The 16,212-nt window shown below is 32.7% G+C and carries 15 protein-coding genes; 8 read left to right on the forward strand and 7 right to left on the reverse strand.

What is annotated here, in order from left to right; genetic code table 11:
* Positions 1-3 precede the first annotated feature (3 nt).
* Positions 4-927 carry a phytanoyl-CoA dioxygenase family protein gene (locus L1276_RS23995; protein ID WP_253792295.1) on the reverse strand — a complete coding sequence of 308 codons (924 nt, stop codon included), beginning with the start codon at positions 925-927 and terminating at the stop codon, positions 4-6.
* A 229-nt stretch (positions 928-1,156) separates the two neighbouring features.
* Here L1276_RS23995 and L1276_RS24000 point away from each other — a divergent pair, with 229 nt between their 5' ends.
* The 6 genes from L1276_RS24000 to L1276_RS24025 all read left to right on the forward strand — a co-directional run bounded on the left by L1276_RS24000 (position 1,157) and on the right by L1276_RS24025 (position 8,002).
* Positions 1,157-3,145 carry a GAF domain-containing hybrid sensor histidine kinase/response regulator gene (locus tag L1276_RS24000; RefSeq protein WP_253792297.1) on the forward strand — a complete coding sequence of 663 codons (1,989 nt, stop codon included), beginning with the start codon at positions 1,157-1,159 and terminating at the stop codon, positions 3,143-3,145.
* Positions 3,146-3,225: 80 nt separating this feature from the next.
* Positions 3,226-3,591, forward strand: coding sequence for a response regulator transcription factor (locus L1276_RS24005; protein WP_253792298.1), 366 nt, complete (start codon positions 3,226-3,228; stop codon positions 3,589-3,591).
* Positions 3,591-4,805 carry a YaiO family outer membrane beta-barrel protein gene (locus L1276_RS24010; protein WP_253792299.1) on the forward strand — a complete coding sequence of 405 codons (1,215 nt, stop codon included), beginning with the start codon at positions 3,591-3,593 and terminating at the stop codon, positions 4,803-4,805. Before L1276_RS24005 ends, L1276_RS24010 begins: the two co-directional genes overlap by 1 nt.
* A 1-nt stretch (position 4,806) precedes the next feature.
* Positions 4,807-5,628 (forward strand): hypothetical protein, encoded by an 822-nt coding sequence (locus L1276_RS24015; protein ID WP_253792301.1) that lies wholly within the window; start codon positions 4,807-4,809, stop codon positions 5,626-5,628.
* A gap of 13 nt (positions 5,629-5,641) precedes the next feature.
* On the forward strand, positions 5,642-7,075 hold the full coding sequence (locus tag L1276_RS24020; RefSeq protein WP_253792303.1) for a glycosyltransferase family 2 protein: 1,434 nt from the start codon (positions 5,642-5,644) through the stop codon (positions 7,073-7,075).
* A gap of 147 nt (positions 7,076-7,222) precedes the next feature.
* Positions 7,223-8,002, forward strand: a complete 780-nt coding sequence (locus tag L1276_RS24025) for a polysaccharide deacetylase family protein (RefSeq protein WP_253792305.1) — start codon at positions 7,223-7,225, stop codon at positions 8,000-8,002.
* 46 nt (positions 8,003-8,048) lie between these two features.
* Here L1276_RS24025 and L1276_RS24030 read toward each other — a convergent pair whose 3' ends face one another.
* Both L1276_RS24030 and L1276_RS24035 read right to left on the reverse strand, forming a co-directional pair.
* On the reverse strand, positions 8,049-8,408 hold the full coding sequence (locus L1276_RS24030; protein ID WP_253792307.1) for a hypothetical protein: 360 nt from the start codon (positions 8,406-8,408) through the stop codon (positions 8,049-8,051).
* A gap of 143 nt (positions 8,409-8,551) precedes the next feature.
* The gene (locus tag L1276_RS24035; RefSeq protein ID WP_253792309.1) at positions 8,552-8,767 is read right to left on the reverse strand and encodes a hypothetical protein; all 216 of its coding nucleotides are present in this window, start codon (positions 8,765-8,767) and stop codon (positions 8,552-8,554) included.
* 613 nt (positions 8,768-9,380) lie between these two features.
* Here L1276_RS24035 and L1276_RS24040 point away from each other — a divergent pair.
* Positions 9,381-9,983 carry a murein L,D-transpeptidase catalytic domain-containing protein gene (locus L1276_RS24040; RefSeq protein ID WP_253792311.1) on the forward strand — a complete coding sequence of 201 codons (603 nt, stop codon included), beginning with the start codon at positions 9,381-9,383 and terminating at the stop codon, positions 9,981-9,983.
* A gap of 131 nt (positions 9,984-10,114) precedes the next feature.
* On the opposite strand, the gene L1276_RS24045 is transcribed toward L1276_RS24040, so the two are convergent.
* From L1276_RS24045 to L1276_RS24055, 3 genes are all read right to left on the reverse strand, one after another.
* Complete coding sequence (locus L1276_RS24045; RefSeq protein ID WP_253792313.1) at positions 10,115-10,705, reverse strand: NAD(P)-binding domain-containing protein; 591 nt, start codon at positions 10,703-10,705, stop codon at positions 10,115-10,117.
* Positions 10,706-10,873: 168 nt separating this feature from the next.
* Entirely contained in the window at positions 10,874-11,569 is a 696-nt protein-coding gene (locus L1276_RS24050) for a LytTR family DNA-binding domain-containing protein (protein WP_253792315.1), read from the reverse strand.
* The gene (locus L1276_RS24055) at positions 11,566-13,140 is read right to left on the reverse strand and encodes a histidine kinase (protein WP_253792317.1); all 1,575 of its coding nucleotides are present in this window, start codon (positions 13,138-13,140) and stop codon (positions 11,566-11,568) included. Before L1276_RS24055 ends, L1276_RS24050 begins: the two co-directional genes overlap by 4 nt.
* Before the next feature lie 196 nt (positions 13,141-13,336).
* Between L1276_RS24055 and L1276_RS24060 the strand changes: the two genes are divergently transcribed.
* A complete protein-coding gene (locus L1276_RS24060) occupies positions 13,337-15,712 on the forward strand; it encodes an outer membrane beta-barrel family protein (protein WP_253792319.1) in 2,376 nt (791 codons plus the stop codon).
* Between the two features lie 141 nt (positions 15,713-15,853).
* On the opposite strand, the gene L1276_RS24065 is transcribed toward L1276_RS24060, so the two are convergent.
* Complete coding sequence (locus L1276_RS24065) at positions 15,854-16,141, reverse strand: hypothetical protein (RefSeq protein WP_253792321.1); 288 nt, start codon at positions 16,139-16,141, stop codon at positions 15,854-15,856.
* Between the last annotated feature and the right edge of the window lie 71 nt (positions 16,142-16,212).

The following is a 16,212-nucleotide window of genomic DNA, read 5'->3' on the forward strand; positions in this document are numbered from 1 at the left end:
AAGCTATATCCATTCACCCGAAGCATCATAATTATTAGGTAAATAAGTAAGGTATTGCACCATTCTTGGTGTTTCGCCTCTATTTGGCGTAGCACAATGGGGTAAAGTATTATTCCAGATTATAAAATCGCCCGCATTTCCTAATATAGGTTCTGCTTTTAGTGTATCAAGCACTTTATTTCTTGGATTTTCGTCAGGTTCCAGATTGTTAAGCCAGTCGTTTATTTTAGTGTGAAATCCAGGAACACAATGAAACGCACCATCATTTGGCCCGCAATCCGTGAGATAAAGCAGTCCCTGAAGTCCAAAAACGATAGGTTGTTTTAAACTCGTATCCCAGTGAAGGCCGCTTCCTAAAAAGATAAATTCCTCATTTTCAGGTGGGTTAAAACTCACTTTGTCAATGGTTTTGTATATTTCAGTTGAATTGTAAAGCTGTTCGTAAGCTTTTTTTATTCTGGGAGAAAATCGGTTTTTATTTAAAGTTTCATGATCAGAAAAATTCAGCATCAATCCTTTTTGGTCAGAATGTCTTTTGTACCATGTTTCTTTTAGGTCAGGTTTCATATCTAAATAATCCCAAATAGCCTGTTGAGTGGCTTCGCAATCCGTTTTTGAAATGGCGTTTTTTACCACAACATAACCGTTTTTATTCCAAAAATCTAGATCTTTTTCAGAAAGAATATTCCCCGCATCATCTTCAATTATTAATATTTCACTTTTTTGCCTGTTGGTAATCCAGATTTTAAAAGTTTCGAAATCAGGTTTCTCAAAGTATAAAAACTGCAAAGTATCTTCCATGCTTATACCTAATTGGTATAAAGTTTTAATTTCCAAATCCCAAGTTTTGTTTAAAGTGTCTGAATTAGAAATGTTTAAAGGATTAACCGCACGTTTCCATATTTTTTCTAGAATATTCCAAGGCATAGTATGAATATTTTTTCAAGTGAAATTAAAAAAACGAAATGACTTGAAGTACAGTAATTCTACGTGATTTTAGGGAATTGGATAAGCCTTACTGCTGAAAATTCTTTTAAATAAAAATAAAAAACTTAAAAATCTTATTATACTAAGCTTAGTGTGAAAGTTAAGAGTAAACCTAAAAGAGGCTTTATCTCAATTTATTTCTATAATTTTGCCTTTTCCCCATATAGAAATGAACAATTCAGAATTTCCAATACCCGCCAACGAACTAGAACGTTTAGCAGCCTTAAAACGTTACAATATACTAGACTCACTTCCAGACCATGCTTTTGATGATGCCACAAAATTAGTTTCGTATATCTGCGGCGTACCCATTGCTCATATTTCATTTATAGACGAAAGCAGACAATGGTTTAAATCGGAAGTTGGTATAGGTATATCAGAAGTACCGCGCGAAATCTCTTTTTGCCAGTATACAATCATGGAGTCTAAAATGGTTGAAATAAACGATACCTTTTTAAATGAAAGATTTAAAGATGATCCTAACGTTACCGGAGGTTTTAAAGTTAGGTTTTATGCAGGAATTCCGTTAACAACTCCAGATGGTTTTAATATAGGCACTTTATGTGCGATAGATCATGTTACGAAAGAACTAAATGAAAATCAACGAAATGCCCTTTCAATTATAGCGAAACACGTTGTCAATCAGCTGGAATTAGGAACAAAAAACATTGAACTTGATAAGCAGAAAAAGATTGCTGAAAGAGCGGTATTAGCAAAAGACAGCTTTTTGGCCAACATGAGCCACGAAATCAGAACGCCTTTAAATGCTATTATTGGATTTACAGATCTTTTGGCACAAACAAAACTAGATACGGTTCAACGCGATTATATAGAAAGTGTGCAAATAGCAGGAGAAAATCTGCTGTTGATTGTAAATGATATTCTGGATCTTTCTAAAATAGAGTCAGGTAATTTAACTATTGAATTGGAGCCTTTCAATTTAAAAAGTACTCTTAAACATGTTTACAATTTACTTAAAGTAAAGGTGTCTAAAGATGTAGAATTCAATCTTTTTCTGGATGCTGATATGCCTGAAATCGTAATTGGTGACCAAGGAAGATTAAATCAAATATTGGTTAATCTGGTAGGTAATGCACTTAAGTTTACGCAGGAAGGTGACGTGACAGTTTCTGTAAAAATGGTTGAAGAAACAGAGACACACTATGCTCTGAAATTCTCGGTTAAAGATACCGGAATTGGAATTCCGCCAAAAAAACTTAAAACTATTTTTGATCGTTTTACACAGGCAGAAGACAGTACAACCAGAAAATTTGGCGGTACAGGACTCGGTCTTAATATTGTAAAACAGTTGATAGAACTTCAAAACGCCGAGATTAATGTAAAAAGCCAGCAGGATAGAGGTTCGGAATTTTTCTTTGTAATTAATTATAGAAAATCTTTTCAAGCCGAAGAAACAAGTGAAGAATTGACGGTAGAAAGTCTGGGAAAACTTAAAATCTTGCTTTGTGAAGATAATGTTTTAAATCAAAAACTGGTAAAAAGCGTAATTCATAACTTTGGTTTTGAACTGGATGTAGCAGAAAACGGAGAAGAAGGAATCGAACTGTTGTCTAAAAATGATTATGATTTAGTTTTGATGGATCTTCAAATGCCGGTTAAAGATGGATATCAAACTACGGAATATATTAGAAATGAAATGAAATCTTCTATTCCAATTATAGCAATGACTGCTCACTCACTTATGGGAGAACAGGAACGCTGTTACAATGTTGGAATGGACGGCTATGTTCCTAAACCTTTTAAACAGCCAGCTCTTTTAGAGGTTATAAAAACGGTATTAAATCCAGATTTTAGGCTGACAAGAAAAAGAAGGGTGAATTTGTCTTTTATAGATGAAATGTCTAGCGGCGATCAAAACTTCAGGCAGGATATGATCAATCTTTTTATTGAAAAAATTCCGAATGAAGAAATACAGCTGGAGCAAGCTTTTAAAAACCAAGATTATGATACAGTAAAAAATCTGGCGCATAATATGAGATCGAGTTTAGACTTATTTATGCTTGAAGATTTAAGCAATTGTCTGGCAGTTATAGAACAGGAAGCCAGGCAAGAACAATTTACTGCCGAAAGTGCCGATCGAATTGAAATCTTCCATTGCGGTATAATTGAAGTAGTTAAATATTTAACGGAACTATGATAAAAGAGAAATATACTCTAGCTTTACGTTAATTTCTGATATTAGAAATAAAATTTGCTCCAAAGACAAATATTTAACCTATGAGAATAGTTTTAGCCGAAGATAATGATATCCTACGCAAGTCATTATCTTTTTTCTTAGAATCTAAAGGATACACTGTTGACCAGTTTTCTGACGGCAGAGATGCACTTGATGCAATAGAAAAAAGCAGTTACGATTTAATCCTTACAGATATAAATATGCCTGGTATAAGCGGAATGGAAATTACGCAGTATGTCAGACAAACTCTTCATTCTGATATTCCAATAATTATACTTACTTCTTCGGGTGTAGAACAAACTGAACTGGATTCTTTTGACATTGGTGCAAACGAATTTATAGCGAAACCTATAAGTCCGGCAGTACTTTTGGTGAGAATTAATAAATTACTAAAAACACGTGTTTAATGAAGTTTACATATTATTCTATTTTTCTGGTGCTTATTTCTTTTGCAGCAACCGCACAGGAAATTAATATAGACGAAACTCTGTCAACTGCAAAGCGCGAGGCAGAAAAGGAAAGTTATGATAAAGCATTATCGTTAATTGATCCTTTACTCAAAAAGTATCCTGAAAATGAAGATATAAAAACATTTGCAGGACGTATTTACAGCTGGAAAAAAGAATACAAAACAGCAATAGAAGTATTGTCTCCAATGACAGACAGGGTTAATCCCGCACCAGATGCGCTGCTGGCGATTACAAATGTGTATTATTGGACAGAACAGTTTGAGAAATGTATATCGTATTGCGATCGATATCTGGCAATAGATCCCAATAATATTGAGGTTTTAAAAATTAAAGTTACTTGTCTTGAAAAATTAGGAAGAGACAAAGAAGCTTTAGAAATCATTGATAAAACTGCGGTAACAGAAAACAGTACACAGGCATTTAAAGGAATACGAACACTTATTGGACATAAAACGAAAAATGCAGTATCGGTTTCTTATTTAAATGTTTCAACATCAAACCCGGGACAATCTCCATTGCATTATGGTTATGTAGAATATTCGCATAAATTCAGCAAATCGGCACTTGTGGGAAGAGCAAATGCTGGAAGTGTAAATAACGATACTCAAATGCTGTTTGAAGCAGATTATTATCAAACCTTTTCAAAAAAAGATTATTTATATGTAAATGCTGGAGTTTCAACCGGCGAAACGATATTTCCTGCAGCAAAAGCGGGAGTTGAATATTATTTTAGACCGCAAAAAAGATTCGATTATGCTTTGGGAGCCCGATTTATGCATTTTGAAACAGAAGATGTAACATTGCTTACAGGTCAGATTTCGTATAAAGCAGGAAGTAATTCAATCGCTTACAGACCTTACTACGATACAGGAAATGCTTTATTTTCTCATGTTTTAAGTTTTCAAAATACCAACGAAGAAAAAGAACGTATAGTGCGATTTGAACTGCAGTATGGAAACGTTCCGTATTTATATCTTTATAACAACTACACACAACCCCTAAAAGCATATAGAGTAGGGTTGCAATACCAACAGCGTATTGGCGATTCATTTTTTGTACGACCAATATTTCTTTATGAATATGAAGAATATGTGCCGGGAGAATATAGAAACAGGTTTAATGCACAAATAATTATTACTAAACGTTTTTAAGATGACAGATCTCTGGGAAATTTATAAAAGCGGTGTATGGGTCGAGCCTTTCTTAACGTTTTCAATCGGATTGTTTATTGTGGCATCATTATTTTTGTATTTGTTAATTATTAAAAGCCGAAACAGGAATATTAATAAAGAAAAGTACAAGGAAAAGTATGACGCCTTTATCGATAAACTAATGTTTGGGGTCGTTTTTGAAGAGGTTTCTTTTGAAACTGTTTCAAAAAATAATGACTATAGAGCAATGTCTGAAAATAGTTTCTTTAGAGAAGTTATAACGCAATCTATCATCAATCTTCATAAAAATTATGAAGGTGTTTATGCAAAAAAATTAGAGGAGTTTTACAAAGATTCCGGATTGATAAAAGATTCCATGAAAAAGCTGAAAAGCCTAAAATGGGATGTAAAATGCAAAGGAATTACTGAACTGGCCGAAATGAATGTTTATGAAGCTTTTGAAACCATAATTACATTCTCTAAAGCCCGCAAAAAAACGTTGCAGATTACCGCAATCAATGCCTGCATTAAACTAGCAGGAACAAGAGGAATTGTTCATCTTACAGAACATTCGAACCCAATTGATGAATGGACTCAGCTAAACATTATTCATGCTTTTAAAAAACACGATATAGGAGATACAAAAGGAATTGAACTTTTACTGGAATCTCAAAACACAACTGTTGTGGCACTTGGCTTAAAGCTTATTAAGGAATTAAAATTGACACAAAAAGTTCAGTATGTAGAACAATTGGCAGAAAGAGCTCCAAATACTTTAATAAAATACGAAGCCCAAAATGTGCTGCGTACATTAACAGTTTAATAACAGCTTAAAAATGAGTTTCTTTAACAACGAAATAACCGTTTTTACCCATATCTATTTAATCCTGATATTGGCATATGCGATATTGATTATGTCGTCATATTTAATATTAGCCTATCTTTCTGCAAAAGAATTAAGAGGATACCTTAAAAAAAATAGTTTTGTTGATTACGATGTACTGCTTACAAGCGAATTTGCACCCAAACTTTCACTTATTGCACCTGCATACAATGAAGGTTTTACTATTGAAGAAAATGTAAAATCTTTACTTTCTTTAAATTACAATCACTATCAGGTAATTGTGGTTAATGACGGAAGTAAGGATAATTCGATGGAAGTTTTGGTTAGAACGTACGATCTCGTTCTTACAGAACTTGAAATTCATCCTAAAATTGAAACAAAAAAAATCAGAGGTCTTTATACTTCAAGAAATACTGCTTTCAAAAAACTAATTGTAGTCGACAAAGAAAATGGAGGTAAAGCCGATGCCTTAAATGCAGGTCTTAATATTGCACAAAATCCGTATGTAGTTTGTATAGATGTTGATTGTATACTCGACAAAGATTCACTTCTTAAATTAGCAAAACCTTTTCTTGAATCGAGTGGAAAACGTGTTATTGCAACTGGAGGTGTTGTGAGAATCGCAAACCAGTGTATTATTAAAAACGGACGCTTGGTTGAAGTGAATGTTCCGGATGTTATACTGCCTAGAATACAGGTTTTAGAATACTTAAGAGCTTTTCTTTTAGGAAGAATGGCTTGGGGAAGACTTGACGGGTTATTGCTTATAAGCGGTGCTTTTGGTGCATTTGATAAAGAAATAGCTTTACTGGCCGGTGGTTACAGTACCAAAACAGTAGGTGAGGACATGGAACTTGTGGTAAGAATGCGACGTTATATGCTCGAAAACAAACTGCCGTATGCGGTGCGATACATCCCGGATCCGCTTTGCTGGACCGAGGCGCCGGAAGATTTTAATATTTTCAAAAAACAACGCAGCCGATGGATGAGAGGAACAATTGAAACATTATCGCTGCATAAAAAAATGTTCTTAAATCCTAAATACAAATTGTTAGGAATGCTGAGTATTCCGTATTGGACTTTATTTGAATTTTTGGCTCCTGCAATTGAGTTTATAGGTCTTGTAATTACCATTGTGTTTTTAATATTTGGATTACTCAACTGGCATTTTTTTCTTTTATTATTGCTTTTTGTCTACACATTTGCTGTTTTCTTTTCGGTTATTGCTTTATTCAGCGAAGAGAGAACGTATCATAAATATCCCAAACAAGCCGATTTCTTCAAGCTTTTGTTAGCTGCTTTTATTGAACCATTCTATTTTCATCCATTAACGGTTTATGCGGCTTTAATAGGTTATAAAGAAAAAATTATGGGAACTAAAGGCTGGGGCGAAATGACCAGAAAAGGCTTTACAAAAAAGGAATAATGTATTTCATAAAGCATTCTGATTTAAAAAAAATGGTATTTTTCACTACGCTTTAATTGTAAGTAAAATATTCTAAATAGTTTTCTATATTTGAAACGTTATTTCTATAGAAATTTATTTGAAGTTTCACTTAATTCAATCTTATTTATGAAGATATTTTTTTTAAAGACACTATTGTTTTTAATGTTCTTAACCCTTTTTTCCTGTGAAACTAAGAAACAAAAAGCAGAACCTAAAGCTTATAAAGCGGGAGTAATTTTGTCTTTTGATGATGCTTATGTAGATGAATGGGCGGAAGCCGATGCTGCTTTGAAAAAATACGGATGGAAAGCAACCTTTAATGTATGCCGTATAGATTCTATTGGCGAGCCGGAAATAAAAAAACTTCTTCAAATGCAAAAAGAAGGGCATGAAATAGCCGGACATGGTTATCACCATTATAATGCTTTGAAATTTGTACAGCAAAACGGAATCGACGCTTACATGAAACAGGAAATAGATCCTATGATTGTTTCCATGAAAAAGAAATCTTTTAAAGTTACTTCATTTGCTTACCCTTACGGCGAAAGATCGGATGAATTGGATAAAGCATTATCAAAGAAATTTAAAATAATAAGAGGTAGGGCTTTTGGAGGTGAAGCTCCGGAAAAACAAGACAGTTATTTTAGTAATTCAAAAATTGTATTTGCTTTTGATATAGACAACAGTCACATTCATTTTAGTATTCCTTATGTTTTAGAATTACTGGATTATGCTAAAAAGAATAATAAAATATTGCTTTTATGCGGTCATAAACCCGTAAAAAATGTAACTGAAAATTATCAGACTAAAATTGAGACTTTAGAATTTATATGCCAATACATGAAAACGAATGATCTTAAATTCTACACCTTATCTGATTTAGATAATCTGCTTCCTGAAAATTAAAAAAATAAACGACCTTTAAGCTGCATAAAAGTAAAGGTTGTTTATACTAGTTTAATCTTTCAGTAGTTTCTATTCTTAAACAATGCTCTGTTCCTAAATATAGAGGATTTCCGTGTTTTTCAGACCAAAAGCCGTCAAGAACATCTTTAGTTATACATCTGTAAACCGCAACACCTTTATAAGTTTTATTATCATCTTCCTTATAATTGAAATTTATAACGAGAATATTATCTTTAAAGAAACCACGGCCTTTTTGTATTTGAGAGTTGTTAATAATCCATTTGGCAATTATTCGGTTGTTTTCATCCAGTGTTAAACTCAAAATTCCTTCATACGTTATTTGATTGCTTTCGTCCTGATTGCTTCCTGAAATAGAAAAATTACCCGCTAAATCCTGTATAGTCATTTACTTTTTTGATGTAGAAATTAATATTTTTATGCAAAAATATAGAATCTAATACAGCTGTTAAAATATAGATTTAGTTTTAATAGAATAATCCCTCAAAGCAAATGTTAGTTTTGAGGGATTATTTATTTTAAAAGGCGGTTTTAAAGGAGGACTTCTTCGCTTGAGGTATTTTCAGAAATCTCATTTGAATCCTGGCTGCAGTCAAAATTGCTGTTTGCAGGTTTTTCGTCCCAGTCTCCCCAATCTCCCTTGTATGTTTTTACACATATCAATTCATTGTTTTCGCCTGTATATAAACGACTTTTAGAGAGAGGACAGCTGTAGTTCTCATTTCTATTTGTTTTTGAATTTTTCATGATATGATGATTTAAAGTTTTGTTTAAGTAAAGTTGATTTTAGTTTTGATTTAGAGAATGTTTGCTTTTTTAATTACTCAATATAATTGCTATTCTAAATATCTTTTTGATGAAGAGAAACTTCTTTTGGTCACGTTTATAATTTTAATTATCCCTGTGAAGTGTTATATTTATAGTTGTATTATGAATTTTAAAAAACTACATCAATAACTTTTTAAACTCACTATTTTACCACTTTGTTTAATTTGAGATTTCTCCTATTTTTACACTGCTAATTTAAATCGAGTTTTCAATATGTTTTTATATAATTTTACTCTGTGATTATATGATTTTCATCTTTATTAAGTAGTTTTTTGTTGTTCTGTTTTTTAATAAAAACGGAAATCGTTAACGGTAAATCTGCCTGTAAAATCGTTTTTTAACAAAAAAATCATAAAATAAATCAATCTTTATGATCTGCATATCAAATATTTATATTAATTTTAACATGGGAGATATGGGAATTGTATAAAATTTCTACATAATTTTGCAACATCAAAAACTAATGAATATTCAAATTAATTTTTGACAGGCAATCCCAAATCTGCTGTTTAATTAAATACATGGCCTTTATATGAGAATATTTTTTATGGCACTGCTTTTTTCTTTAAGCTCTTTTACAACATACAATGTAAAGGATGAAAAAGATATTTTAAATGAAATTGAACTGGCAAGACTTACTGATCACCTAAATGAGGTTAAGTCTTATGTTTCTACAAACCGCGGCTATAGCAAGAAAATTGCTTTTCTTGTTGATATGAAGATCAAATCTGGAAGAAATCGTTTTTTTGTTTATGATCTTGAAAATGAAAAGATCATAGACCAGGGACTTGTGGCGCACGGTTCAGGATCTGAAACTGGAATTAAAGGTGATATCCTGCAATTTAGCAACGAACCAAATTCAAACTGCACTTCATTAGGACGCTACAGTGTAGAAAAATCGTATAAAGGTGTTTTTGGAAAAGCTTTTAGGCTTGCTGGTTTGGATCAAACCAACAGCAATGCACTTAAAAGAGCTATTGTTCTGCACCGTTACAAAGAAGTTCCGGATGATGAAAAAGAATATTATATTATCAATAGTCACGGCTGTCCAATGGTGAGTGATATTTTCTTTAAAAGACTAGAAAAAATCATAGACACTTCTGATTCTAAAATCATGCTGTCTGTATATTATTAAATCATAGTTCTAGATTATTGAACTTTCACTATCTAGATTTCCTTAAATATAAGAATGCATTAATTACGGTTATAATACGTAATTAATGCATTCTTTTTTTGTTCAATTTTGATTGAATAAAGATCGTTTTATTACTTATTAGTCGTTATGGAGTTAAGTACTGAACCAAGATCTATTCCGATATTTTGAAGCTTTAACCGGCCAGAAAGATCAATTGGAGTATACAGCAGTTTTTTTAGAAAAAGGAGTATAGTATATTTGGAATCAGCATGATCGGCGATAAAAAATATTTCTTCTCTTTTTTTATTATGAGAATCATCACTTTTTTTATTGAGATCAATAGGACTGAAAAGTTTTATAATATGGGCATTGGGAAGAAGTGAGGCCGTAATTTTATAAGTCATAGCATTTTTTATTCCGGAAAATAATGACTGTGGATCAAAAATAAGTGTACTGGTGTGTACAATAATTTTTCCAGTCATATCAGGAAGATTATCAATCACTTTTTTCAATTCGTCTTTAGGTATAAATAGCAATATTATTTCTGCCTGGGCAGCTTCACCTAAGGATACGAGCTTTATTTCTGGTCCTATTTTTTCTGTTACATCCCTAATCAGACTATTGCCTCTTGGATTGTGTATGATAACATCGTAACCTGCCTGATAGGCTCTTCGGGCTATTTCTAGCGTAAAACTTCCAATTCCTATTATTCCTATACTCATAACTTTCCGTAGTATCAATTGCCGTTAATAACTTATACATTCTTCAAAGAATTTTACTAAAATTAATATAACTCATTGATTTTTAAGTAGGTATTTCTACGTGTTTTTAAATTACTTTTAAGAAATACACTTTGATGACCTCAACATTAAAGAAAGAGAAAATTTAGGCTAAATTAATTTCTGCCTGATTTCTTTATATTTTGAACGGCCTACTGGTAATAATTCTCCATTTTTAAGCAGCATATTGTATCTGCCTCCTGCTTCTATAACCAATTTCTCTGCTTCCTGCCAGCAGAGAATATAAGATTTATGTATTCGTTCAAATGTTTTCGGAAGCAGTTTTTCTAATGATTCCATAGATTTATCGTGCAGTTCTACACGGCCGTCTGATAAATACAATTCAGTATAAATTCCTGCGCCTTTTATGTATCTTATATCTTTAATGGTGATAAGTTTAATTGTTTTTGCTTTTTTTACTGCTAAAAACTGAATTTCATGACTGTCTTTTCCTTCTGTAGATGTAAAACGCATAAAAGCCTGTACAAGTCTGGTTTCATCAAATGGTTTGGGAACAAAATCTAAAACACCATAATTAAATGCCGTAATAGCTTTATCTGTATAAGCTGAAATAATAATAGTTTGAAAAGATTTTGCCACTATGTTCTGTAAAACTTCAAATCCATCTTCGCCATTTAAATTTAAATCGAGAAGCAGTAAATCAATTGATTGGTTTTCAATTGTATTTAATCCATTTTCAATAGAATCGCTAAGTAAAATCTGTACTTCTTTATCAAAAAAATCACGAGTCATTCTTTCGATTCGTTTGGCAATTCGGGCCTCATCTTCAATTATAAGAATCTTCATTTTTTATCAAAAATTTTAATGATTGTACACCATCCTTCTTCTACAGCAAAAGAATCAAACTGCCAATTACTGCCATAACTTTCGTTTAATCTGGCTTTAATGTATTTAAAACCGGTTCCGTTACTATTTTCCTTTTTGCGATTTCGGTTTTTTGCCACGGTTATCAAGGTATATTGCTTGTACTTTTTTTCTCTGGTAAAACTCAATGAAAAAGTAATACACCCTTGTTTTGGAGGTAAACTGTGCGTAATTCCGTTTTCTATAAGGGTATGAATCACTGCCGGTGGAATTTCTTCATTAAAATCAATATTTTTTTCTTCCCAGTTGTAACATACTTCTTTTCTAAAAGACATTATTTCTAAATGTTTTCGGCATAATTCGATTTCCTGTTTAATAGGGATCAGCGTGTCTTCGGCAATAGAATTCATAATATCAAATTCATCTGCCAGTGCCTTAATAAATATAACACCTTGCTGCGGCGATTCTTCGATCCAGTCAATTAAGGAAGTCAATGTATTACGAAGAAAATGCGGCTGAATATTTTTCTTGACCAGTTGTAATTGTAATCTTGATGAAAGTAAAAGTGATGCGTTATGTGCCTCTTCCAAAGCTTTGGCTCTAATGGTATGCAGATAAAGCATTGATAAGACTATAATTGTAAAAGCGACAAACAGCCCAAAATCATAAAATATAAATTTATTCACCACCACACTTGCTAATAAACCCAATACGACAATTAATCCGCCTTTAATTTTTCGGTATGCAGCATCGACAGCCACAATCATTGAAAAAATACACATTGAGTAGCTAAAATATATTGCAGTTCTATCATAATGACCATAGTAGGTAATGTAAATAACCAAAAGGCTTACAGCTAAAAGAAATAAAAACAGCCGTTTTTTTTTGAAACCAAACTGCAGCATAAAATACAAGGGAACCAGTATTGAAATGACTAATGTGAGCAGTCCTACAATTTGTAATCGGGTATAAAAATGGGTATATGGAATGTCGATATAAAACTTTATGTATTCAATAATAAGCAGACAGAAAAAGAGCAGACAAATTATTCCGAAAAGTAAAACCGTTGCTTCTTTTCGGGTGCTGTTGATATAAAGAAAAAAGTAATAAATAGACGCAATAAGAAAAGCTCCTGCCATTAGATTCATAAACGACATAACAATTAGCGGCGCACGATGAAGCCTTAAATAACTTTCTAGTTTTACTTTGATGCCGCGTCTGGATTCTCGTAACTCAGTTTGTGTTCCTTTTACTGTTACAATATGCTTGCCTATACTGGCCAGATTTTCGGGTATTTGATAATAAGTTAATTCGGTTCCCGGTATTTCGGCTTGACCTGATTTAGTCATTTTACCGTTGCTTCCCACTAAAATGCCGTCCCAATATACATCAAAAGCACCAAAACCGCACACTTGCAAACCCAGTGGAGTGGAAGTGTTTTCCCTTTTGAGCAATTCAACATCGATATAAACCTTAAATATAGAATCTGCCGACTTGCCCAGAAAATCCTGAGGTTTATCATCGTCAACATAATAAATTACATCCGATTTCACATACTCAGTATACTGTTTACATGAAGAAAACAATACTACTATTAAAACTATAAAAAAGGCTGATCGATACATGAGATAAAGATAAAATAAATATCGAATAGAGAAATGCAGTTTAAAAGCTCTTAGAGCAGTTCACAAGTTTTAAAGTATAGTGAATTATTTTATAAACTAATCTTGTATTGTAAAATCAATAAATATGAAGACGTTAATAACCAGTATTTTAATTTTGTTAATTCCAATGTTTAGCATTGCGCAGCAAACAGTTGTTTCTGGTAAAATTCAGGACAATACAACTCAGGAAGCAATTTCTTATGTAACCGTTTCGATACAGGATAAAAACTTAAAAACTATAGCGGCAGGCGTAACGGACGATAAAGGTATTTTTACTTTTGAAGGACTGCCGATTGGCAGAATGACAATCTTTTTTAGTTTTATAGGCTATCAAAATTATTCTCAGCGATTAGAAATTACTTCGGAGAAAAAACAAATAGAATTGGGAATTATCAATTTAAAAACCGATGCTGTACAATTAAACGCTGTAGAAGTTAATGGGCAAAAATCAAACATCAGTTTAAAGCTGGATAAAAAAGTTTTTGAAGTGGGCAAAGATGTGCTTTCTCAGAATGGCTCCGCTCATGACGTTTTAAATGGTGTACCTTCGGTAACTGTCAGTCCAACGGGAGAAATAAGTCTTCGTGGTAACAGCAGTGTATTAGTACTAATCAATGGACGTCAGTCTGGTTTAACGCAAAGCAACGCACTAGATCAAATTGCCGCTGATCAAATTGATCGTATTGAGGTAATAACTAATCCTTCTTCACGATATGATGCTTCCGGCTCGGCAGGAATTATCAATATCATTTTGAAGAAAAATAAAAAAAGCGGTTTTAGCGGCCAGGTACGATTGGTTGCCGGTTCACCAAATGACAGCCGGCTTAATCCAAGTATAAATTTTAAATCGGATAAAATCAATATTTTTTCCAATTTTGGAATACGTTCTTCAGATTATGTTGGTTTGTATACTACGAATCAATCTACTACAAGTAATGGAATGCCCAATTATATGACTCATGTGCAAAATGAAGATCGCCATGATGATGGTAAATTGATTTATCTTGGGGCGGATTATTATATTGATGAACATCGCACGATTACTGCTGCGTTTTTGAAAAATGCCACAAAAGACGATGACAAAACTCATTTATTGTACAATTACGGTAATGCTGAGAATACTAAGGACAGCGTTTTAACAAGAGAAGGAAAATCATTAGAAAAAAGAGATTATAATCAATTTGAATTTAATTATACCCAGACTTTTAAAAAGCCGTCAAAAAAATGGACTATTGACGTTCAGTATGATTGGTGGAATAGTGATAAAAACTGGGATCTTTCTACACAGCGTATTTATCCGGAAATGTTTGCTTATCCAGGTATTAGAACCAAGTCGATAGGAAGCAGTAAAGATTTGCTTCTTCAAAGTGATTTTATTCAGCCAATAGATTCGGTTTCGGTGTTTGAAATTGGTGTTAAGAGCGAAATTCGCAAAGTTTCCAGCCGTTTTCTGGCTGAGGAGCAAGAAGAGAATATCTGGACAATTTATCAAAATATTGACAATGATTTAAATTATACAGAAACAATTTCCAGTGCTTATGCACAATACAGTAATAAGTTTAAGAGATTTAATTATATGCTGGGTCTGCGTACGGAATTTACCAAAATTGCTATTTCAGATATTAAAAACACTTACAATGATGACAAAAAATACAATAGGTTATTTCCTGCAGTTAATTTGAGTTATAAGTTTGAAACCTCAACATTGCAGTTAAATTACAGCAAACGTATTAATCGTCCGTCGTTATATGCCTTATATCCCTTTAATGAACTAACCGATTTAAATGCACAATACATTGGTAATCCTGATTTAAATCCTTCTTACTCTGATGTGTTTGAATTGGGTTTTCTTAAAACATGGAAAAAGTTTACGCTGAATCCCTCTGTGTATTATCAATGGGAAAGCGGTTATATTCAGGATTTTACGTATCGTGAAAATGATATATTTTTTACAACGCCCATTAATATTCAACATGAAATACGAAGTGGTTTAGAACTTTCGACATTATACAATCCTGTAAAATGGCTTCAGGTAAATCTGGAAATGAATTTTTATCATTTTACGCAAAAAGGAAGCTATCAGGAAGAAAATCTTGATTATGAGGGTAAGACCTTTACCGGACGATTAAACACACAGGTAAAACTGCCTTCAAAATTCAGTTTGCAGGGACGTTATAATTTTCGCGGTGCGCAGCAAAATGCGCAAACAAGAAACGATGTATTGCAATCGCTTGATTTTGGTTTAAGTAAAACTTTATTAAAAGACAAAGCTGCAATTGTATTGGATGTCACAAATGTTTTTGATCTGCGTCAGAATAAAAGCACTACAACGGGTACAGATTATTATATTACAGAAAACAATATGCCTAACGCAGCCCGTTACCGACTTAGTTTTGTGTATCGTTTTAATTTAACCGATGCAAAAGGAATCAGGCAGGCAAATAGTGCCAATCGCAATTAATTTGAATTAAAAGCATTTAGTTTTAAAATGCTGAAATAAAAAAATCCACTTTAAGTGGATTTTTTTAATAGTTCTTTTAACAGATTCAGTCTCTCAGTTCTGATGGATCTGGAATTATTTTGCTTAGGAGTTTTTCCGGTTTTAATTTATCATTTCAAAAGTCCCGGGAAGTTCTTCATTTTCATCATATTCGCCTGCTAGGTTTTCATCTGTATCTTCTTCTTCCCAGTCATTTTCGTCATACTCTGATTCGAAATCATCTTCAAGGTCTTCTTCCAGTTCACCAAGCTCTAAGTTATAATGATTATTCGCCTTTGTTGTAAGACTGCCTTCAAGATAATCATCATAGTTTAATAAAAGCTGCTCTTCATAAGATGTCATATCACCTGCAGATTCATGAGGTGTATAAAAGTAATTTTGGAATGTCATATAAATATATTTTAATGTTAATAGATAAAGTAAGCGGCACATTTTCAAATGAATAAATTAAAATTACAATT

The organism is Flavobacterium sp. HSC-32F16, assembly GCF_024171645.1.
In the GTDB taxonomy this organism is placed as follows: domain Bacteria; phylum Bacteroidota; class Bacteroidia; order Flavobacteriales; family Flavobacteriaceae; genus Flavobacterium.